Here is a 21,548-nt window from a genome sequence, read left to right as displayed (position 1 = left end):
AGTCACAATAAAGGAGCCAACTAGATCCTTTTTTTGTGTTATTAGTTTACTCCCCTAAATCCCCCTTGTTGCTTTACTCTTGAGGATCATTTTTTTTGATAAGTCCATCTCTATTGAATTTATAGTCCTCGATTCTTATTCATAGTGCTCAATTTTTCTTCTAATTGATCCCTCATATTACTGGGAACCCAGTAATAATTTACAACTAGTTTTTTACGTAAATTAGTATATTTATTTAGCTGTGTATTTTTGTGTTAAGGAGGAAAAATTAGAGAATAAATTTAGTCATGCATCTTAGAAAAAACGCGAGGGGAATATCACATGAGTTTATTTGAAGGAAAGAAAAAAAAGTATTACCGAGGATTATCGCTTTTTCTGGCAATCACAATTGCCGTTCAAACAATTCCAACGGAAGCGCTAAAGGCAAATGCAGCAAGTTCTGTTCCAGCTACTCTATCAAAAAAAATCACCACATCTAGAGTTGAACTGGAGGATCGTCGGACCCAGGATTCGGAGACATTTCTGAATTCAAACGGAACATTGACAACACAAATATATCAAGAGCCCATTCATTATAAAAGTAACAACAATAAATGGAGTAGATTTGATAATAATTTGATTGTGGATACTAACAATAACGTCATAAAAAATAAATCAAACGATTTTGAAGTAAAGTTTCAAAAGCGCAATTTAGACAAAAATCTAGTTACCATTGGTATGGATGGTTTATCCATTGTGATGGACCCCGCATCACAATCTGACAATCTAGACTCTGGATTTGTTAAAAATTCCCATGAAGGTGCTGCTTCTTACAAGAATAATAAGTTAAGTTTCAATAACTTGTATGACAACACCAATATAAATTACACAGTTGAGGACCGCAAATTAAAGGAAGATATTGTTCTGGATAAGGCACCTTCCGCTTCCTCGCCAGTAAAGTTCACATATAAATTCAAAATAAAAGGTTTGGGTATGGAACAAGATAGTACTGGGAAAATCTATTTTGTTGATAAGAAAAGCCACTTAAAAGTCTTTTATATTGAACAACCGTTTATGTATGATTCCTATATTCCAGAAGGGTACAAGAAGATAGAACAATCTGATGATATTCCTGAGGAAGCACGTTCCTATGACGTGAATATGAAATTGGTTAAACGAGGCTCTACATATTTTGTTGACATCATTCCTGACCGAGCCTGGCTTGAAAATCCTAAGAGGGTCTATCCCGTAACGATTGATCCTACAATTATCCGGTTTCAGCCAAATGCAGCCGACGGGAATGACACCAACATCCGCAGTTATTTCCCAACACAAACCGGTGGAACCGAAACCTCATTAGGCGTTGGATTATACAAAGACTCCACGCAAAACAATGTCATTCGATCTTTATTAAAGTTTAATGTTTCATCGATTCCAGTGGGTGCAAATATCTTAAGCGCCGATGTGAATTTATGGCTTTCCAGCGTGGCTAATGACACTAATGTTGAAATTGGTGCATACGAACTAAGCAAGTCCTGGTTAGAGGAAAGCACAAATTGGAACACCACAAATGGAACAACAGCTTGGACTAATAAGGGGGGCGACTACAAAAGCACTTTATTAGATTCAAATCAAGTTAGTTATCTAACTGATCTTGGGGTTAATTATAAATGGGATGTCACAAATCAAATTGATAAATGGAGAAGTGCAAACTACGGAATTTTGTTGAAAAGTTTATCTGAATCTACAAACTCGTATAAAAAGTTTATTTCGAGCGATTCTACATTGAATGCAACAAATCGCCCAATGCTGTCTGTTACGTATTTTAACGGGAGTCGTCTTGGGCTTGAAAAGTATTGGACATACGATAGCCATGACTTGGTCGGTGGTCGAAGCTATACGAATATGACTACAGGTAACAATGTTATCCAATATAATGACCTAAGCCTAAAAGGCCGTGGTGGTATGGGAGTTGACTTTACAAGAACCTATAATTCGAAAGCATTAGAAGATTCCCCACTCGGATATGGTTGGTCTTATTCGGGCAGCGAAGCTATTATGGAGCGTTATGACCGGAGTAAATTGGTCTATAAAGATTCTGACGGTACCTATCATGAATTCACCTATAATTCAACTTCCGATAGTTACCAATCTCCGCCGGGAACTTATTTAAAAATCACACGAACCACCGAATCATACGGAGCCGTTAATGGTTATGACTTAACTTATAAAGATGGTACAAAATTACATTTTGATGCAAATGGTGATAGTTATACAGAAGTGTATACCGGAAAGTTGTTGTATGAACAAGATCTCCATGGAAATAAAATATCATATGGATATAACAGCTCAAACCAACTTACTTCTATAACAGATCCTAGCAATCGGGTCACTACGATGAATTACAATGTATCAGGGAAAATTTCTAATATCACAGATTTCGTTGGTCGTAAAATTAACTACGGGTATGATACCGCTGGCAATCTGGCAAATGTTGATGCTTATTTAGATGCAACCAATTATCGAATAACCAAGTTTTCCTACGATTCGAGCCATCACTTAACGACAGTCACAGATCCAAGTGGACGGAAAACGTCATTTACGTACAATAATGAATTATTGCAGAAGGTACAAGAACCTTTTGGTGAGGGAGCAAATGCTGATTTAGCAAGTCGACCTGGAACCACATATTCATATGATTTACCGAATTTTGTGTCAACAGCTACGGATCGGAATGGAAATACAACGACATATAATTCGAATTCGAATTATGTGGTAACCCAAATAACCGACTCGTTATCAAGGGTCACCCGCTTTGCTTTGGATGATAATTATAACAAGCTGGTAATTACTGATCCGAAAGGTAATGATACCATTAACACGTATGACCTCAATGGTAACATTACAAGTACAATGGATCCAGAACAACATAAGGAAATCTCGACATATGATAGTTATAGTAACCGCACGAGTTATACGGATGCCATAAATCAAAAGACGACCTATGAATTCAATATATTTGGTGATTTTCTTAAAGTTACAAATCCATTATTGCAAAGCACGAGTTATACCTATGACTCGTATGGAAATAGAACGTCTTCAACGGATGCTGATGATAATAAAACAGTCTACAAATATGATTCACAAGGGATCAATCAAGTTATTAGTGAAGATGCAGCGAATCAATTCACCACGATGGAATATAACGGTGCAGACCAATTGGTAAAAGTAACGGAGCCAAATGGACATGTCTCAAATTATCAGTATAATTGGCTTGATGAACTCGAGAATCTAGATGAAAGAATTTCAGCCAGTGCTTCCACGCCCGAAATGGTTTATGATCCTACGTATGATTCGAATGGAAATATTATATCGATAAAAGACACTGTACTAGGTGCTAGCCAAACAACCAACTACGATCATACAGCGACAAATGATGTTAAAAGTCAGGTAGTACAAAGTTCACCTCAAGTTGCTTATCAATATGACAACAATCAAAATTTGATTGCCTGGAACCCACAGAATGGATGGGGGCAAGGAATGTCTTTCTCTTATGATAAAGCAAATCAACTTAAACAAGTCAAGGATTCTAACCAAAAAACTATAGAAGATCTTAGTTATGATCCGAATGGCAATGTCACTTCAGTCCAACGGACAGATGCCGATGGTGTAGTCCAATCTCTAACGTATGATAATACGAATAGACTCAAGAATGTTGATTACAAAAAAGGGACAACATTATTATGGGGATACTCTTATGATCTTGATTCGAATGGACGAATCAAAACCGTAACAAATAACCTATCATCCTCATCTAGTTACGAATTTGATGAGACTGGTCGTTTGAAAAATTATACGGATAATACAGGGACAACGAGTTATTCTTATGACAACACCAGTAATCGTTTAACGATGACAAATGCTACTGGAGTTACCAAATACACGTATAATAATTTGAACCAATTAACGAATGTAAATGGACCCAATGGTACTCTGAACTACTCGTATAACGAAAAAGGCCAACTCACTGAACAAGGTAGTATTCATATTGAATGGAATACGGATGACAAGCTGTCCAAAGAAACACAACCAGACGGTAGCTCCGTTGAGTTCCGCTATAATGCTAAGGGGCAACGGACTGAGAAAATAGTAAAAAGCAGTACTGGTTCTATCCTTAATGACTACAAATACCAGTATGAAGATATTACAGGAAATCTTATTGTAGAAAACAATATTACAACAGGATTAAATGTATCATATTCGTATGATGTTTTGGGTAAGCGGGTAAGTCAAACACAGAATGGAAAAACGTATTATTATAATTATGATGGACACGGAAATGTAGTAGGATTAACCGATATTAATGGTAATATCGTTTCCAGCTATTCATATGACCCTTGGGGTAATTTAACTAGTAAGACAGGAACTTTATATAATCCATTCACTTATAGTGGTTATTACTTCGATGAAGAAACGGATATGTTTTACCTATTCAACCGATATTACGACCCACAAGATGGTCGTTTTATTAGCCAAGATAATGTTGAGCCAATCGATTCAAATTTGTACATTTATGCTGCCAATGATCCAATTAACAGTGTTGATCCTAATGGAGATTTTGCATGGGCACTTGGTGTGTATGCGATACCAGGTGTGGGTGAAGTCGCTTTGGGCGTAACTGCAGCAGTAGGACTTGGTATAGCGGCAGGATATGGAATTAAAAAAGGATATCAGTATTTCGCAAATAGAGACAAAATGGCTAAGAACGATAGAATGAGAGGGAGCGAGGCGAAAAAAAGAGAAAAGAAACAAATAAATGATAAATTTGGTTCAAGGTCTCAAAGGGAAAAAAGTACAAAAGAATTACACCGAGATAAAAGAGATCAAAGAAATGATAACAATAGAAGTTGGAATGATTTGGACATGTATAGATAATTAATTATCAATTGATCTTAGTATTTTTGACCTCAACAACTTATTTGTTGGGGTCAATACTATAAAAAGGAGATGCAAAAAAATGACTTTTTTTGAACAAGGGGAAGAGTACTATGCAGAAGGTAATTATGATGCAGCATTAGTTTACTTTAAAAAAGCTCTCAATGATAATATAGATACCCAAGATACACTGAATTACATGGGAAGATGTCTTACAGAGTTAAAAGAATATAATGCCGCAATTGAAGTTTACGACAGGGCAATTAGACTATTCCCTACATGGGAAAGATTATACTTTAATAAAGGTTATGTCTATTTACAATTAGGCAATATTGAAGATGCATTAATTTTTTGTAAACGTGCAGTAATGATAAACTCAAATTCTGAAGATGCTCTGTATTATCTTGCCCTTTGTTATCAAAAAAAGGAGGAATTTAAGAAAGCAATAGAATACTATCAAAAATCATTAGCACTTAATACTAATCAAGAAGAGGCCCATATTAACCTAGGATTAATTTTTCATGAATTGGGCAATAATCAAGAAGCGCTCGAAGAATTTCATTGGGCTTTACAGATAGATCCATCATCAACTAATGCAATGTATAACAAAGCATTAGTGTTAAAGCATATGGGAAAAAAAGAGGAAGCTATTATCTATTTTAAAAAGATCCTAATATCAGAACCTGAAGATTACGATGTAAGGTTACAAATCGCAAAAATTTATCTTGAAGAAAATCAATTTGAATTAACAGCATATTATTTAGATTCAATATTAAGTTTTGATCCAAATAATACTGTTGCGCTTTATTTCAAAGGTAAGTTGCTTGAGAGGCAAGGCAATTATGAGACCTCAATTAAACTATTAGAACATGCCTCATCATTAGACCCGATTGATATAGATATTTTGTTACTATTAGCTCAAATTTATAGTTTGATCCATTTAATAGAAAAAGAAAGAGCTTGTTACATCCGCATCTTAAAAATTGACCCTGAAAATATAATTGCAAAAAATAAATTGGCATAAAGTATTGAAACAATGAAAGAAACTGAATGAGTACGAATGACATCATAAAGTTACCTACCAATATCCAAATTTGCTCCGTTAATTAAAGACAAAGGGCAATGCGTATTCTGTGAATCGACGTCAAAAACCGCAAAATTTAAAGGTCACGAAGTATGCAAGGTATTGAAACAACTTTGTTTCAATGCCGATTAGGTATGTAACTTCAACACATTCTATGATTGAGATCGGGGCTGCTAGGCTAAAAGCAGCTCAATTCTTGTTCAACATCTTTCTCTTCAATTAAGTATGGGATAACGGTATACTGACACCAAATGTCGAGGGACAAAAACATGATCCCATGGAAGTTGCTATTTAAGCGGCTTCTTTATTTTATCGGTACAAGTTCGTGTCCCGAGCCGAGGACAAGAACTTGTACCGATTGCCGGAATGGACAAGAACATAGTCCGAATGCCGATTTGATGCTTATTCAAGCAACATATCATTGTAATTCCCCCATGTTGGATTGTTTTAACTGGTAAATCAGAATCAAGAATAAAGGAACTACTACACAAATAGTACATTCAAATTCTAACCAGTAAGGCGCAAACCATATATTGAATAGTTGGTCAGGAACAATAAAACCTGCAAGACCAAAAATTAACAAACCTGATGGAAGAATCAGAGTACGGTGATGTTTTAGTTTAAACAGTTCACTCAATCCGTTGATGAAAGCATACATATATGCCACAGTTTTAATGTAAGTCGCAATAATCCAGGCGCATGCGATTAAGGCCTCAATTCTCTCTAATATTTTTCCAATACTTATTTTTTGGGCTAAGAAAAATGTTGTATAGAAATTATGTTGAGTGAGAAAAGGACCTGCAACGAGTAAAGACGTCATTACGATCATTGAAAGAATGAAGCTACCAAAACCAGTTACTATAAGAAGATCTCTGTTGGTGTGTTTTTGACTGTTAACGAAAGGGAGAATAAGCAAAATAGGTATGATCTCACCAATAGGGTACACAAAGCTCAATACGGACCCTTGAGCTAAAGACTTTAATTCTAATGAAAAAAGTGGTAATGAATTGTTAATTTCCATCTTAGGAATTAAGCAAAGCAAGAAGAAAATAATGAACATTAACACGATTGGTGCCATTATCTCACTAACCCTCCCTAAAACTTCAACTCCTTGGATGAGTGAGCACACTGTAGTAAGCGTAAAAATGAGCATGATAATTTGAAGTGGGGTATATGGGTACAACTGTGTATTTACAAAATCAGCTACATTCCGAATTAGGGAAGACGCACTGATCGCGAAATAAAACAAATATATACATACCATTCCTGTGCCCATTCCTGTGCCAAGCATTTTTATGCAAAATTGTATAAAACCATTGTTTGCACTTGCCTTATGGATTTTCAAAAAAACAAGCATGAGTAGAACACCCAGTGGAATACCGGCGATTGCACAAATCAAAGAGCTTTCTTTGGCATACGAAGTAATTGAGGAAGGATAAACAAACAGCATGTCTCCCATAATCAACAGCCAACACATGGCACCCATTTGTATAGTTGATATTTTTTCTTTATTGAACATTGAGATAATCCTCTTTTCAAGGGATATTATTACTTCTGTAATATGTCCCAAGGATTGGATGCTTTATTCAATACAATAAATTGATAAAGAGAGGGGATATCCATGGAAGTCCTTATGAATTGCTTTTCGATGACCCTTTGATCAATGTTTTTAGGCTCTGTAGTAAAAGAACGCTATAGTGTCGAAGGACAAGTCCTATTGAAGTCGCTAATTTAGCGAATTTTTTATGTTATCGGTACAAGTTCGTGTCCGAGCCAAGGACAAGAACTTGTATCGTTTACCGATTAGGTGGATACCTAAATTTAAAGCACTGTAGCTAAAACCTCAATAGTAGATACAAGCACATTAATATAAGACTTCACTTGGAATAACAAATATTTTTGTATCAGGACTTTTTTTTTCTGACCTAAGGCTTCATCATACAGTATGCAGCTGCACCATTAACAAAGAACATAAACCTACTGATAGGCTAGATGCCTAATAGTAGATGTATTCTAGTTAAACGAATCTTAACAATTAGGTTATAAAGTAATAAAAAAAGGAGGGGGAAACAGGATGCAAGAAGCTGTCGTTTGGGGGCCGTTAATTATTAAATACAATTGGATTGCAATAATCTTTTCTGTACTGACAGCATATTTAACCATGAAATATTGGTTGAAGGGTAAGAGCGATTTAAGCAAGCCTATACTAAATGATATAACCAATGTATTTTTATGGGCATTCCTGATTTGGAAGTTTAGTGTGATTATTTTTAATCCCGTCGCTGTTTTGAATAATCCGTACTACATTCTTTATTTTACCGGGGGTGGGCGTGGGATCTTGCTATCGGCGATTGTAGTTCTTATTTTCTTATCTATTCAAAGTAGTAAGCGTAGAATTACCTTCTGGGTGTATGCGGAAGTGTTGGCGGCAGGATTATTATCTTATATAATGTTCTATTCTATGTTCAAGCTCATCTTTAACAATCCGACAACATCATCATTTTTGTATGATCTCAGTCAAATTGTTTTAGCAACCGTACTATTGGTTTGGATGTATTGCAGAAAAGAGGGCTTTGATAATCCACAAGAAATCAATCAACTTATTCTTTGGTTCAGCATCGGACAGATTTTAAGTTACTTTTTTAAAAGTTTTTTTGTAGTAATCTTCTTAGGATTATCTAGTGAGCAGCTTGTTTATTTAGCAGTTGCTCTATGTTGTTTGACTATTCACAACTTTATAAAAAAAGAGCTTAAATGAATCTTAACAATCCTGCGTTATGGTTGTTAAGAATAGAATACTTTGCTGGAGGAATTACAAATGGACAATATTTCAATTTTATTTGCTTTATCGGCAGGGGCGCTATCCTTTTTTTCACCCTGTATTTTTCCTCTTTTGCCTGCTTATCTTGCTAATCTTACAGGCTCTTATGGGAGTGGGGAGAAAACCAGTGTTTCTAATAGAACACTGATGATTCGTTCCGCTCTCTTTATCCTTGGTTTTACTGTGGTTTTCCTGCTTATGGGTGCTTCCGCGAGTATGATTGGACAAATTTTCACTGCGAATCGAGGGTTGTTAGAAAAGATTAGTGGACTACTCATTATTATATTTGGCCTACAGATTGCAGGGATTTTAAATCTTCGTTTTCTCATGTTTCAAAAGCAGCAGGAAACCAAAGCTCCAAAGAATGGAAGCGGGTGGAATTCATTTGTCGTGGGAGTTGCTTTTGGAACGGGTTGGACACCTTGCGTCGGTCTGGCTTTATCTTCAATTTTGTTGTTGGCCGGATCTTCTGAAACGATGTACCATGGAATCTTTTTATTGTTGTTTTATTCGTTGGGTTTAGGAGTTCCTTTTTTATTGATTTCAATCTTAATTACCAAATCTAAGGGTATCATGAGAAAAATAAATAAATGGTTACCGCTTTTGGCACTGCTGAACGGATGGATTTTGATCGCGATGGGCTTTCTTTTATTTTCGGGCCAATTGCAAAAGTTAAGTGCTTGGCTTGCTTCCTTCGCGCCAATATTCTAATAAAAGGGGATGATCTTTTCTATGAAAAAAAATTTTATCGTCATTGTTATCCTAATCGGTTTGGTTGGGTGGGGGATTTATGATACAAGTAAGAAAAATGGTGACCGTCAAGCAAACTTGGCTAGTAGCCAACCAGCAATGGAGGGAATAGATGACTCCTCACTGAGTATTGGTATTAACCAAGGGAACGTTGCACCAGACTTTGTGTTAAATAATCTGGATGGTAAAAGTTTTAAGCTTTCTGATTTCAGAGGACAAAAAGTAATCGTCAATATGTGGGCAACCTGGTGCCCGCCCTGTAGAGCAGAAATGCCGGATATGCAAAAATTTTATGATAAGTATAAAAATGAAAATACCACAGTAATTGCAATAAATATGACAACTTCAGAGAAAAGTGTAGATAGAATTCCCGAGTTTTTAGAAGAATTTGGGATTACATTCCCAGTGTTATTAGATAAACAAAATAGCATAGGGGAAATATACCAGGTTTATGCTCTTCCTACGAGCTATATCATTGATTCGCAGGGTATTATTCAGCAAAAAGTTACAGGTCCAATGAATTATGAAATGATGGAAAAACTAGTTAAAGAAATACGCTAAGTAAATTTGGAGGTGTTTGGAATGATAGCAGAGGGAACCGGGATTTTAGTAGTAGAAGATGATGTGAAAATTCGAAAGCTGATCGTCTTGTACCTGGAAAAGGAAGGGTATGAAGTAATTGAGGCTGGAGATGGGGAGGAAGCTCTAGATGCCTTTAAAAAAAATGACCCTTGCCTTGTTATTTTAGATTTAATGCTTCCTAAAATAAGTGGTGAAGAAGTCTGTAAGAGTATTCGAGGAGATTTGAAGGAAGGAATTCCTATTATTATGTTAACAGCTAAAGTAGAGGAAAATAACCGGATTGAAGGATTGAAATCGGGAGCTGATGATTATGTAACGAAACCGTTCAGTCCGGGTGAATTGGTTGCACGGGTAGAATCCATTTTGCGGAGAACGGGCCAGCGGTGTAGCAAACTTACATACCGCGGAGTAACCATCAAACAGTTACGGGGTGAAGTACACTATAATGGGGAAACCATTCAACTCACACAGCATGAGTTCCGTCTTTTGTATTTTCTTATGGTGCATCCCAATCAAATTCTAACTAGGGAACAGATCATTGATGAACTGTATCCCAATAATGAAAAGGTAGTAACAGAAAGGTCGATCGATGTTCATATAGGTAGATTGAGAGAAAAACTGATATGGGATGGGGACAACGCACTAATCGAAACTATTCGAGGAATGGGGTATCGCTTTGTTGCGTTTCAAAAATAATCTATTACAAAACAACATCATGTGGAAGTTTACACTGATCAATGTCGCGGTCATTGGTATTGCCATTTGGTTCGCAGGAGTTTCGGTAAAAGACTATGCTTGTCTGTTGTTTGCTAATTCCCCGTCTGTGACTCCAGGGGAAAGCGTCATTTTCAATCAAACGATGCAGACTTTTTTAATTAAAGCAAGTCTGACGGCTGTGTTGATTGCAGCGTTCATCCACTACTTTTTTGTAAAAAAGTTGATTCTTCCTCTCAAGGAATTGGGTCATGCAACACGACAATTGGCTCAAGGGGAAATGCCAAACCCCTTATCGATTCGTGTTCACGATGAAATTGGTCTGTTAACAGCTGACTTTAATCAATTGAGCCTGAAATTGAAACTAGTAGAGGATTTAAGAAAAAAAATGCTGTCTGATATCTCACATGAACTGCGGACACCATTAACGAATATAAACGGATATTTGGAAGCTTTAAGCACAGGGGTTATTCAGGGCAATAAAGAGCTATTTGAATCCATTCACGAAGAATCCATACGCATTACCCGTTTAGTTGAGCAGTTACACCAATTAAATGTGTGGCAAGGAAAGAAGATTTCCAATGAGAATAAGATGAATGTACTCTCTATAGAAAATCTGATTGAATCCTGTGTAGATCACTTTTCATTGGAGTTCAAGAATAGCGGGGTCATTATTGATCTCAAGACTGAAGCAGCGGAAGTAGTAGGAGATGAAGATGGCCTAAAACAGGTGCTTCACAATCTTCTGACCAATGTACTGCAATATGACGAGGGTGGATGGGTTGAGATTACAGGAAAGCAGAATGAGTCAAACTACCAAATAATCGTCAAGAATTTAGGCCAGCCAATTCCTGAGGAACATGAATCTCTAATATTCGAGAGATTCTATCGGGTAGATTCATCCCGCAGTAGGGATTCAGGAGGATCAGGATTAGGGTTATCTTTAGTGAAGGAAATTATTGAGCAGCAGGGTGGAAAAGCAGGATTGCGGTCAAAAGGGAACGAGTACTCCTTTTGGTTTACTGTACCTTTAAAAAAATAATACCAATATTATTGAACTAATATCCTTTGTAGAGGACGTTTTAAAAAAAGCTAGGCAACTTGAATGAGATGCAGTCTATACTTTGAGCCAGTGTCGTTTTGAGGTACCATACTTCTCCATGATTCTGCCGTAAGTCCAGCCTTCGTTGACGTGTAAGCATATGCCCTCGATCCTAATCTCATATAATACTTTTTTCTGTCCTCTTTTCACTGACATTAAAATGCAGCCGCCCTTAGATTTCATCGGATAAATTAGGTTATTCCAAGGTCCATTCTAAGGGCTGCAATTCGTAGGAGATGGAGGGCTACTAATTCATTCAGCAATTATTTTTTCCTATTGTCTCTGGGTCCGAAGTGACCATTTGCTAATTAGAGTTGCCCACACTGATTAGTTTTCTGGCACTTAACAATGAGTAAATGAGTATGCGTTATAATTTATCTACATACCAATAAGTACATTTCTACTTGCGGGGCCCCAATTCGCCCCCTTATAACCTGTCATTCCCTCAAGGTTAACAAAACAAGGCAGTACGGTATACAATACACCTGACACTGCATTAACCCTAAACGTGATATGAAATCTCATGTTTGAGTTATCGACGGGTACGATCTGTGCCATATCAGGACGTATTGAGTTTGAAGACATCAGTGCGTCACTCATTCCTACAGTTGCAATACCGGTAGGTGTTTCCATAGTACTCCTGATCCAGTAGTTTGAAATATGGGTTGCTGATCCTAAATCTGTCCGCTGATCATACGTAATCAGAATTTGATTTGTTGCACTCTGTTTTGCTTCCAAAAGAATTGGATGCGGTATCATCTGACGCTCATTTTGGAAATTAAGCATTCTTAATTGCCCCCTTAAGTAAACTTAGTCAACAGCCTATACATTGTATTAATGTTAAATTGTTTATATACCATTGGGTGTCTTAGCATATTTCAACTAGGAAACGCTAAAATGTAGATGTACTGGCGTATCCTTGTTAAGGGACAAGAACTTGTTCCTGTTTCCTATTAGGCATCTGTCTAATATGTTTTCACTCGTTAATTCATTAAGCTAACGGGCAGTTTAGTTCCAATATATAGCAATATAACAATAGTGAATAATGAGGGGAGGAATATAAGTGTCATATCCATTTGATTGTATTACGGAGTTTATGTTTTGAAACAACTATGGATTCCGCTGATGTGATCATGGTTCCGGGAGGAAGCCATCCGCGCAGTTGATGGAAAGTGCAGCTGAACTATTTCATCAGGGGTTTGCACCTTATATATTGCCTTCAGGTGGCTCGACATCGAATGTAAAAACGACAGAATGGGAATTCCTTCGTAGCATTGGAATAAAACTAGGCGTACCCGAAAGTGCAATTCTACGTGAAGATAAAGCAACAAACACCTTTGAGAACTCTAGATTTTCGAAGCATGTACTTCATCATATGGGGATTAAGCCCACTAAGGCGATATTAGTATGTAAATCGTATCATGCACGAAGAGCCTTACTGACTTATCAGATTGATTTTAACGAAACAGCTTTTTTAGTGAGATCTTTAACGGACAAGACTGGAATTAATAAAGATAACTGGTTTCTTGATGATAAGAAGATTACTCCCGTTATGAAAGAACTAACTAAGGTGGGGCAATATTTTGCCCATCATATACCGATTTGGGTTAGACCGTTAAACTAACGGGAAACGTTAGTTGAGGAATAGCAAGGAGCAGTTTGCTCCTTTTTAATTAAGATAACTGGAGGTTAATGGAGCAGTTAGATAGAATAAAAGCTTTGGAAAATAGTTTTAGATCGGAGATGAGGTTGATACTGTGACACTATTTTATTATATTGCTGCAAGCTATGAGCTTCCGACAGGCTCATTTGGAAAGAAAAAAACAGTTATGACTATTAATGAATATGTTACGAATGTAAACCCTGCCGCTAAGGATCAACTCAATATGCAAATACTACTGGAGAAATACCCAAAGGGCGATAAACTTATGGAGGTTTACGATACGGAAGAGGATGCAGCAGGATTATATATAACCGGTCCCATAACCATGCAATCCTCACATCCTTTCCGTCATCCATTGGTTTACCAAGTGAACCCCGAAGGTGGTGACTTCGAGATTAATGACGAGATTAAATATTCTCACCCGATTTTATTTCAGACAAGCAAAAAGTGCTTAGTAGAGCTTTTCAAATATATACGCAGCAATCTGAGAATAGGTGAAGACTTAGAGTTGTATTGCTGCTGGGCTCACGGACAGGAAAGATTTTTAGATGCTCCAAAAAAAGAACTCGACCTCGTGATTGAACTAGCCACATTTCAATTGGGGAATGAGTTCGAGTGGAAAGAACGTCAGTATATAAGCGTTAAGAAGTGAATCAAGATACAGTTTTCCATTAAGCTAACGGGAACGATAGCTCAATTAAACCACAAAGCAGCTGACCAACGTGATCGGCTGCTTTTGTTCTACTAAGTAGAATGACATAAAGTCGCCAACCAAGAAACCCCTTATAAAACAAGGGGTTTTTAGTTTTTGGTAGGGAACTTTGTGTCAATTTTTAGTGACACAAAGTTCCCCACTTGCCTGGAGAAGAGAAGAAGTTGGAGATCAATTCTACTTACAGTGTAGGATAATGTTCAGTAGGAGTATTTATTGTTAGATCATTCACAATAATTTGATTCAAAAACGTTTAGCCATTATGGATTTTGATCCTATATTTCTCACCGTTTCGCGTGCAGCAATTGCTGAGATTTTGGCTGGTATATTCCTTCTCTTATTCAAGCAAAAGGTTCCTGTCCGAAGAGATATTCTCCCACTCATTCTTGTAGCTCTTGGTGTGGGGATTTCCACTATTGACAGGGCTGGCTCTACAATATATTACATCCGCTCATGCCATTATCTATATCGGTCTGTTGCCTCTCTCCACCGCTATATTTGGAGTTTTACGAGGCGGAGAACGTGCGCGGCCATTTTTTTGGGTGCTATTAGCTTTAGACAGTGGTTTGGTGGTAGGGTTTGCTTTGTTAAGCGGGGAAGCTTCTTCTCCAGTGGGGGATGGACTTATGTTGGCATCAATTATTGTGTGTGGTTATGGATATGCGGAAGGCGCACGTCTTTCTAGAAGTTTAGGTGGCTGGCAAGTCATCTCCTGGGCATTAATCATATCGCTCCCAGTAATGTTGTTACTCTCATTTTTGTATATGCCGCAATCTTGGGGAGATATACGCGTTTCTTCATTCATAAGTCTTGTATATGTATCGCTTTTTAGTATGTATATTGGCTATTGGCTTTGTATTTTGGTATCGAGGCCTTGCACAAGGGGGGAATTGTAGGAGGTGGACAGTTACAGCTTCTACAGTCATTTTTTGGCTTGTTACTTTCAGCTCTTATTCTACATGAGTCAGTTGGATGGCTCATCTTTTTTGTAAACATTGGTGTCGTATTGTGCGTAGCATTCGCTAAAAAGTTTGTATCCAGATAACGCTAAGGATCATAGCCGTCAGATTTATAGATTAAACTAACGGGAAACGATAGTCCAAGAATACGAAGAAGCAGCTGATCAATATGATCGGCTGCTTTTATTCAACTAACAGGCAGGACAGGATAGCCATTTTATCGAACACTAGATAATAAGGGGATTTTATGAAGGTCAATTGACTAGGAGTGAGGGTATGAAATTATTACTGACATCTGCAGGCGTTAATAATCAAAGTATACAGAATGCGTTAGTTGGCATGTTGGACAAGCCGATTGCTGACTCCAATGCCCTGTGCATTCCCACGGCGATGTACGGACATCCCTGGGTTGGCCCTCGCGTCAAAAACCTGAGAGTTTATCAGCGGGAAATCCGAGAATCCCATGGTCGACCTCGGCTGGAAGTCTGTAGGCGTGCTGGAGCTCACCGCACTGCCAAGCATCAATAGAGACCACTGGGAGCCCCTGGTCCGGGAGACAGACGTCTTGCTGGTATCGAATGGCGATGCTCTCTTCCTATGCCATTGGATGCGACAATCCGGACTGGCAGAACTCTTGCCTTCACTGAAGGCCATTTATGTGGGAATGAGCGCCGGCAGTATGGTGATGGCACCTAAGGTCGGGGAATATTTTGTGTGGTGGACTTCACCTACCGGTGGGATATGAAACGTAGGGACTGGTTGATTTTGCAATTTTTCCGCATCTTGATCACGTCATGCTGCCAGATAACACTATGGCTGCAGCTGAGAGCTGGGTCGCAGAGATTCAAGGGCCGGCATATGCAATCGATGATCAGACCGCCATCAAGGTGATCGATGGAGCAGTAGAAGTGGTTTCCGAAGGGAATTGGAGGCATTTTAGGCTTTAAGATTCCTCACTGCTGAGGTAACGGGATACAATAATTCAATATTACCAAGAAGAAAAGTAGCCGATCTACGAGATCGGCTACTTTTCAGATTGTCGAGAAACCCAGTTCTCTTTCGAGAGTCGGATTTCTCGACAATCTGACTAAAGCATTTATTGCTTTAGTGTTTTTATTTTATGGGGGTGTAATCATTGTCAAGGTACAAAAGGGTTCTCGTTAAGCTAAGTGGTGGAGCAGTAGCAGGAAACTCTGAATTTGGTTTTGAGCCAGAAAGGTTAGACCATATTGCGGATGAAATTATGTCAGTAGTAAATTTAGGCGTTGAAGTATCGTTAGTTATAGGTGGGGGTAACATTTTCAGAGGCAATATGGCGGAAAGCTGGGGGATTGAAAGGGCAGAAGCTGATAACATTGGGACGCTTGCGACTGTAGTAAATAGTTTAATGCTTCGTGGAGTTCTTAAAGCCAAGACCAAAAAAGAAGTACGAGTAATGACCGCAATACCTATTACTTCAGTTGCAGAACCATACATCCGTCTAAGAGCAATCCACCATCTAGAAAAAGGCTATATTGTAATTTTTGCAGGGGGGAACGGTCAACCTTACGTTACAACAGACTATCCTTCAGTACAAAGAGCCATCGAGGTTCATTGTGACGCTTTATTAGTTGCAAAGAAAGGTGTTGATGGTGTTCTTAACGCAGACCCTAAATTGGATAAGGATGCAAGGGAATTTCGCTCGCTTCATTACAACGATGTCTTAAAACACAACTTAAAGGTAATGGACCAATCCGTTTTCATTTTAGCAAGAGACTACAATCTGCCCTTGCAAGTGTTTAATTTTGACAAGCCAGGCACAATGAAAGAGATTTGTGAAGGAAATAATAATGGTACTATTATTAGCGGTGAATCAATTTTGGAATTGGAATAACAGAACTTCTGTCCGAGGGAGTACTTTTGTGCTCCCTAAATTTCGAAATAAACTTACTGTTACAGACAGCGGGGTTAACCGTATCATAAGCAGAGGCAAGTTTTGGAGTTAATAAAAGAAGCCCGTTCTTTCAGAGCTTTTGAAAAATATATAAGAGGAGGCCACTCATTTGAAAGCACTTGTATTTAATAAATTCGGAGGACCGGAAGTACTAGAATATCTTGAAATTTCGGATCCAGTTATCGGGCCTGACGAAATATTAGTAAGGATGCAAGCCATCGGATTGAATTTTGCAGATATTTATAGAAGGAAAGGAAACTATCATCTTACTGGGAACTCCCCGTTTATTTTAGTTTATGAAGGGGCAGGAGTCGTTGAAAAAACAGGAGCTAATGTCCAAGGAATCAGCGTTGGCGACCCTATTGCATTTGCAGATGTCCCCCATGCTAACGCAGAAAAAGTGGCTGTTCCTATAGAAAAGGCAATTCCTCTTCCAGAGACCATTTCATTTGATAAGGCGGCTTCTGTTTTACTGCAAGGGTTGACTGCCCACTATTTAACAAAAGATAGTTATACGGTTAAGGAGAATGATGTAATTCTAGTTCATGCCGCAGCAGGGGGCGTTGGACAGTTACTTGTTCAAATTGCAAAGCTCTTCGGTGGAAGGGTCATTGGTTTAACCTCCTCGATGGAGAAGGCGTCGGCAGTTAAAAACTCTGGAGGGAATCAGGTTTTTTTGTACTCGGATGATTGGAAGAGAAAAGTCATGGAGGAGACAAACGGAAAAGGTGTGGATGTTGTCTATGACTCAGTAGGCTCCACGCTCGAAGATAGTTTTGCAGTCACTCGCATTGGGGGGACGGTTGTATTTTATGGAATGGCAGGGGGAGACCCTGCTCCAGTTGACCCAAGGATGTTGATGGATACGTCAAAAACTTTGACTGGTGGCGATCTTTGGAATTTCCTTACTTCCCGCGAGGAACGGGCAACCCGTTCAGCCGAGTTGTTCCGCTGGATCGAAGAGGGGAAAATAACGGTATCTGAGCCTACGGTATTTGCACTACGAGATGGAAGAAAAGCGCATCAATTTCTGGAAAGCCGTAAAAGCACGGGGAAAATCTTATTAAGACCATAAAAATCGTATGAATCTAACCAAGACTCAAGTAGGGCAGATTATCCCTTTGTATCTGGCCAAAGAAAAAAGCCCCACCTTGTCGGTGAAGGGGACTGCGACTGCAAGACACTGTTGCAGCATCTCGTCAAATTCCAGTTCAATCTGTTAGAGAATTTTAGAAACCGTCAAATAGAGTCTAAATTTGTCGAAGGACAAGATTAGCGGCTTTTTTATTTGCTATTTGCAATCCTCAACAGCGTTTGGTTTACGTTTATACATATGTACAAAATACGAGTTTTGTGAAACAGTTGTTATGATTTTGCGGCGGAACATTGATCATCATTGCATTGCATCCCATAATCAAACTCTCGCTACATCCCATGGATAAATGTGGCTTTTTCTTTTTATAACCCCCGAGATATTTTTAATTTCATATGGATAAATATGCTATCCAAATATAATATGCGCCCATTACAGCTTTATAAAAGCGCATATTATATTTGATTCTGAATTTCTTTTGATTTTATCCTACGTCATTTTTAATTCTAGTGCACCCAAAGTTCAATTATGCTGTTCCAGGTATTAGATTCATTTCCTTGCCCGACATATCGAATGAATTTGGTCTGAACTGGTTCAAATTCAAATGTTTCATAAGCCGCCTGTTTTTGACTGGCCACATTACTCAATACTTTTTGGTAATTAATACCATCAGTTGATATCTCCAAATCGAAATAATTGGATCGCGTATGTCCATTATAGAATTGAATGCTTACCTGCCCTACTTGAGTCTGTTGCTCAAGCTCCAACTGCAGGTATTGTCCTTTTCCATCTGCAGACCATCTGGAGTCTGGATCACGATCGATCGTATGAATCGGCAGATTGCCATCATCCGCACTTGCCGTCACCTTGGTTACGACAGCGAACGGCCCTTCCGGTTCGGCCATAGGCTCTTTGACTTCAAATTTCTCCCGTGCCTCGACCGATACGCCATTAAAGACGCAGCTCACGATGATGTCGACCTTTCCCGCTTTTAGCGCATGGAATGTAGTTCCTTCTATATATCCAATCGTATCATCACTTGATGTGTACGTTACAGGAACATCCAATTCTGCAATGTTTACGATCTCACCATTATCTAATGTTAGAAACGAGGATAATTCTCCGCTTCCGCCTGCGCTGATCGCATTCCCTGCGACTCTCCAGCCGGGTACTGTTTTATTAGGACTTATGGAGATATTCTCTGGAAGTACAGGTGTATCAGCTACCTTAAACTTCACTCGCACGTTCTGGATGTGACCCCGATAGGATACAGTGATCTCTCCAGTTCCATTAGTCCCTTGCGGTTGCTTAATTTTAACCTTTGCATCCTTGGCATAAGCTTTTGCAGAGATGATCGGCGTTTCAGTTGTACCATAAGGCAAAGTATGAACGTAATCCGTTTTTAAGAACTGCATACCCCCTATAGCTTCGCCATTCACCAACAGAGATTGAAGCCCCAGATGAATATTTTTGATTCGTTTCTTGCTCTGATCCTGGTATAAACTTTGCGGGGATAAACGATCCCCCTCCCCAATGCCTTCCGCCATATCAAATGGCTGCGTATTCGCATCCGGAATGGAACCGACAATGTTGACGTTCACGCCGGTGTCCTTTCCTTTGGTTCCAATGACATATCCATTCCCGAATTGTTCTGATTCTACAATAACGCCGGATTTACTAGGGTGTGCCGCCTGACCGGTCGTATTCCAGAACACACTTTCCGTGGTTACCACTCCATGACGATTCGTTTCGGATGATCCATAATCCCGTGTAATGGCAGAGATCCCGTCCCCGTTAACTACCAGGTTGTCGATCAGGTTTGCCATGCTTAAATACATATGAAAATCAGTTAATAATGAAGGTTTCTCAGAATACGAACCTTGCAGGACATTCCCGTTCGCAGAGAAGTTGGCATATGTGAAGCTATGTCTAGCTCCTATCGCTTTGCTGTTCTTGATAAGGTTATCATTGCCAATAAATTGATATAAATAACCGTTCCCATTCGCTCCACGATACTGCGGGTACTGCATGGTTACATGATCCACAGTGACGTTCTTCGTACGATCCAGAATAATACCCTTGGACAACAGCTGATAATCTGTATTGCCAGCTGGTTTATAGGTGTTAATATTTCGAATCCAGCTGTTGGCCACTGCAATCACATTGACAGCTTTAGCATTATCGGCTTCATATCCAGCAGTCCCAACGACTTTGAAGTCATCTTCACCAAGCCCCGACTTCGCATTTTGAATGTTTGCGATCGAGAAATCCTCCAAACCTACTTCGACAATCGGATCTGCGGTCTGACTAATTGTGATATCATCGCGCAGCTTCATAGGATAACGTGTCGGAATGTCTAACGTGATCGTTTTATTCTCCGGATCTACGCCCACGATTTGGCGATAGAATAACGGTTCTACTTTACCAAGACGTGACGACCACTTGTTTTGCATGCCAAGTTCCCGTAAGAAACCCGGCGTCGTTTCGAATGAAATGACCACGTAATCATTCACCGCAAACCCGCTTGTGTCCTCAACGGGTAGCAGGACGGTTGGATCAGTAACCGACTTGCGAAGTTTCGTAGAAATTCCGGTTTTCTTCCAATCTCCGTTACCGATCCGGATAATATCCTTGTTTTTCATATTTTGCTGTGCATTATAGATATGAGTCTTGTTCATCCCGTCACCTTTCAGGACCACACGACTTGCAGGAATGTTTAGTGAATAATCCTTGCCGTCCTGAGGGTTAACCTGATATGTACCCTTGGGAAGATACACGACACCCCCACCTAACGCAACAGCAGCATCAATTGCCTTTTGAATAGCCTGTGTTGCATCTCGATTCCCTGAAGGATCGGCAAAATAAGGTGATTTGGTAACGTCGATACGTTTGTTTTTAGCCGTTTTAGGTAGTTCTGTTTCCCCACGCCGATAACCGGCATACGAAAAGTCATGCAGAAACCTTCCCTGTTCATCTTTAAATCCAGGATACCAATCGTTTGGATAGAGTCTGCTTCTGCCATCCGTACCCAGAGACAGATTCTCACCGACACGATCAATAGATGGCTGTGAGTCACCCTCTGACGCTCGAACCTCCTGGGTTCCAGGTACAGACAATCCAACGGTCAACGTAAATGCCAACAATAAAAAAGGCCACTTTCTACGCATGCTTTCGTTCTCCTCCTTTTGGATTTCAGAGTATGTGAGCGGTTTCAAGAAACC

14 protein-coding genes and 2 pseudogenes are annotated in these 21,548 nt (G+C 39.0%); 13 read left to right on the top strand and 3 right to left on the bottom strand.

Annotation, left to right across the window (positions count from 1 at the left end; all coding sequences use genetic code 11):
- Nucleotides 1-321: 321 nt before the first annotated feature.
- Together AC4PM4_RS04240 and AC4PM4_RS04235 are read left to right on the top strand one after the other, a co-directional pair.
- Nucleotides 322-4,914, top strand: coding sequence for a DNRLRE domain-containing protein (locus AC4PM4_RS04240; RefSeq protein WP_491612834.1), 4,593 nt, complete (start codon nucleotides 322-324; stop codon nucleotides 4,912-4,914).
- Between the two features lie 82 nt (nucleotides 4,915-4,996).
- Nucleotides 4,997-5,938 (top strand): tetratricopeptide repeat protein, encoded by a 942-nt coding sequence (locus AC4PM4_RS04235; protein WP_063563818.1) that lies wholly within the window; start codon nucleotides 4,997-4,999, stop codon nucleotides 5,936-5,938.
- 478 nt (nucleotides 5,939-6,416) lie between these two features.
- Here the strand turns inward: AC4PM4_RS04235 and AC4PM4_RS04230 are convergent, their stop codons facing one another.
- Nucleotides 6,417-7,517 (bottom strand): GerAB/ArcD/ProY family transporter, encoded by a 1,101-nt coding sequence (locus AC4PM4_RS04230; protein WP_079697468.1) that lies wholly within the window; start codon nucleotides 7,515-7,517, stop codon nucleotides 6,417-6,419.
- A gap of 555 nt (nucleotides 7,518-8,072) precedes the next feature.
- Here AC4PM4_RS04230 and AC4PM4_RS04225 point away from each other — a divergent pair.
- From AC4PM4_RS04225 to AC4PM4_RS04205, 5 genes are read left to right on the top strand one after another with little or no spacing between them, the layout of a single operon-like run.
- Nucleotides 8,073-8,756 (top strand): hypothetical protein, encoded by a 684-nt coding sequence (locus AC4PM4_RS04225; RefSeq protein WP_491612833.1) that lies wholly within the window; start codon nucleotides 8,073-8,075, stop codon nucleotides 8,754-8,756.
- Nucleotides 8,757-8,816: 60 nt separating this feature from the next.
- Complete coding sequence (locus AC4PM4_RS04220) at nucleotides 8,817-9,530, top strand: cytochrome c biogenesis CcdA family protein (protein WP_079697466.1); 714 nt, start codon at nucleotides 8,817-8,819, stop codon at nucleotides 9,528-9,530.
- A 21-nt stretch (nucleotides 9,531-9,551) separates the two neighbouring features.
- Nucleotides 9,552-10,130: a peroxiredoxin family protein gene (locus tag AC4PM4_RS04215; protein ID WP_491612832.1), complete on the top strand. Its 579-nt coding sequence runs from the start codon at nucleotides 9,552-9,554 to the stop codon at nucleotides 10,128-10,130.
- A 21-nt stretch (nucleotides 10,131-10,151) separates the two neighbouring features.
- Nucleotides 10,152-10,847, top strand: coding sequence for a response regulator (locus AC4PM4_RS04210; protein WP_079697464.1), 696 nt, complete (start codon nucleotides 10,152-10,154; stop codon nucleotides 10,845-10,847).
- Complete coding sequence (locus tag AC4PM4_RS04205) at nucleotides 10,828-11,907, top strand: sensor histidine kinase (protein WP_256336781.1); 1,080 nt, start codon at nucleotides 10,828-10,830, stop codon at nucleotides 11,905-11,907. The genes AC4PM4_RS04210 and AC4PM4_RS04205 overlap by 20 nt, the downstream gene beginning before the upstream one ends.
- 438 nt (nucleotides 11,908-12,345) lie before the next feature.
- Here AC4PM4_RS04205 and AC4PM4_RS04200 read toward each other — a convergent pair whose 3' ends face one another.
- Nucleotides 12,346-12,753 carry a hypothetical protein gene (locus tag AC4PM4_RS04200; RefSeq protein ID WP_079697463.1) on the bottom strand — a complete coding sequence of 136 codons (408 nt, stop codon included), beginning with the start codon at nucleotides 12,751-12,753 and terminating at the stop codon, nucleotides 12,346-12,348.
- 379 nt (nucleotides 12,754-13,132) lie between these two features.
- Between AC4PM4_RS04200 and AC4PM4_RS04195 the strand changes: the two genes are divergently transcribed.
- From AC4PM4_RS04195 to AC4PM4_RS04170, 6 genes and pseudogenes are all read left to right on the top strand, one after another.
- On the top strand, nucleotides 13,133-13,591 hold the full coding sequence (locus AC4PM4_RS04195) for a YdcF family protein (RefSeq protein ID WP_491613077.1): 459 nt from the start codon (nucleotides 13,133-13,135) through the stop codon (nucleotides 13,589-13,591).
- A gap of 133 nt (nucleotides 13,592-13,724) precedes the next feature.
- Nucleotides 13,725-14,282, top strand: coding sequence for a hypothetical protein (locus AC4PM4_RS04190; RefSeq protein WP_079697462.1), 558 nt, complete (start codon nucleotides 13,725-13,727; stop codon nucleotides 14,280-14,282).
- Nucleotides 14,283-14,565: 283 nt separating this feature from the next.
- Nucleotides 14,566-15,387 (top strand): annotated as a pseudogene (locus AC4PM4_RS04185) (DMT family transporter).
- Between the two features lie 190 nt (nucleotides 15,388-15,577).
- A pseudogene (locus tag AC4PM4_RS04180) lies at nucleotides 15,578-16,248 on the top strand (Type 1 glutamine amidotransferase-like domain-containing protein).
- Nucleotides 16,249-16,436: 188 nt separating this feature from the next.
- Nucleotides 16,437-17,174 (top strand): UMP kinase, encoded by a 738-nt coding sequence (gene pyrH / locus AC4PM4_RS04175; RefSeq protein ID WP_491612831.1) that lies wholly within the window; start codon nucleotides 16,437-16,439, stop codon nucleotides 17,172-17,174.
- A 169-nt stretch (nucleotides 17,175-17,343) separates the two neighbouring features.
- Entirely contained in the window at nucleotides 17,344-18,309 is a 966-nt protein-coding gene (locus tag AC4PM4_RS04170) for a quinone oxidoreductase family protein (RefSeq protein WP_491612830.1), read from the top strand.
- Between the two features lie 524 nt (nucleotides 18,310-18,833).
- Here the strand turns inward: AC4PM4_RS04170 and AC4PM4_RS04165 are convergent.
- Entirely contained in the window at nucleotides 18,834-21,494 is a 2,661-nt protein-coding gene (locus AC4PM4_RS04165; RefSeq protein WP_491612829.1) for a discoidin domain-containing protein, read from the bottom strand.
- Between the last annotated feature and the right edge of the window lie 54 nt (nucleotides 21,495-21,548).

The organism is Paenibacillus sp. MDV22-iso6 (genome assembly GCF_058408365.1).
Note: the sequence above shows the minus strand (reverse complement) of the source record. Positions and strands in the feature narration are given on the sequence as shown.

Excerpts from the sequence above, each read along its gene's own strand:
- AC4PM4_RS04200 (WP_079697463.1), bottom strand. The coding sequence starts at position 12,753 with ATGCTTAATTTCCAAAATGAGCGTCAGATGATACCGCATCCAATTCTT.
- AC4PM4_RS04210 (WP_079697464.1), top strand. The coding sequence starts at position 10,152 with ATGATAGCAGAGGGAACCGGGATTTTAGTAGTAGAAGATGATGTGAAA.
- AC4PM4_RS04165 (WP_491612829.1), bottom strand. The coding sequence starts at position 21,494 with ATGCGTAGAAAGTGGCCTTTTTTATTGTTGGCATTTACGTTGACCGTT.
- AC4PM4_RS04220 (WP_079697466.1), top strand. The coding sequence starts at position 8,817 with ATGGACAATATTTCAATTTTATTTGCTTTATCGGCAGGGGCGCTATCC.
- AC4PM4_RS04215 (WP_491612832.1), top strand. The coding sequence starts at position 9,552 with ATGAAAAAAAATTTTATCGTCATTGTTATCCTAATCGGTTTGGTTGGG.
- AC4PM4_RS04235 (WP_063563818.1), top strand. The coding sequence starts at position 4,997 with ATGACTTTTTTTGAACAAGGGGAAGAGTACTATGCAGAAGGTAATTAT.
- AC4PM4_RS04240 (WP_491612834.1), top strand. The coding sequence starts at position 322 with ATGAGTTTATTTGAAGGAAAGAAAAAAAAGTATTACCGAGGATTATCG.
- AC4PM4_RS04195 (WP_491613077.1), top strand. The coding sequence starts at position 13,133 with ATGGAAAGTGCAGCTGAACTATTTCATCAGGGGTTTGCACCTTATATA.
- AC4PM4_RS04230 (WP_079697468.1), bottom strand. The coding sequence starts at position 7,517 with ATGTTCAATAAAGAAAAAATATCAACTATACAAATGGGTGCCATGTGT.
- AC4PM4_RS04225 (WP_491612833.1), top strand. The coding sequence starts at position 8,073 with ATGCAAGAAGCTGTCGTTTGGGGGCCGTTAATTATTAAATACAATTGG.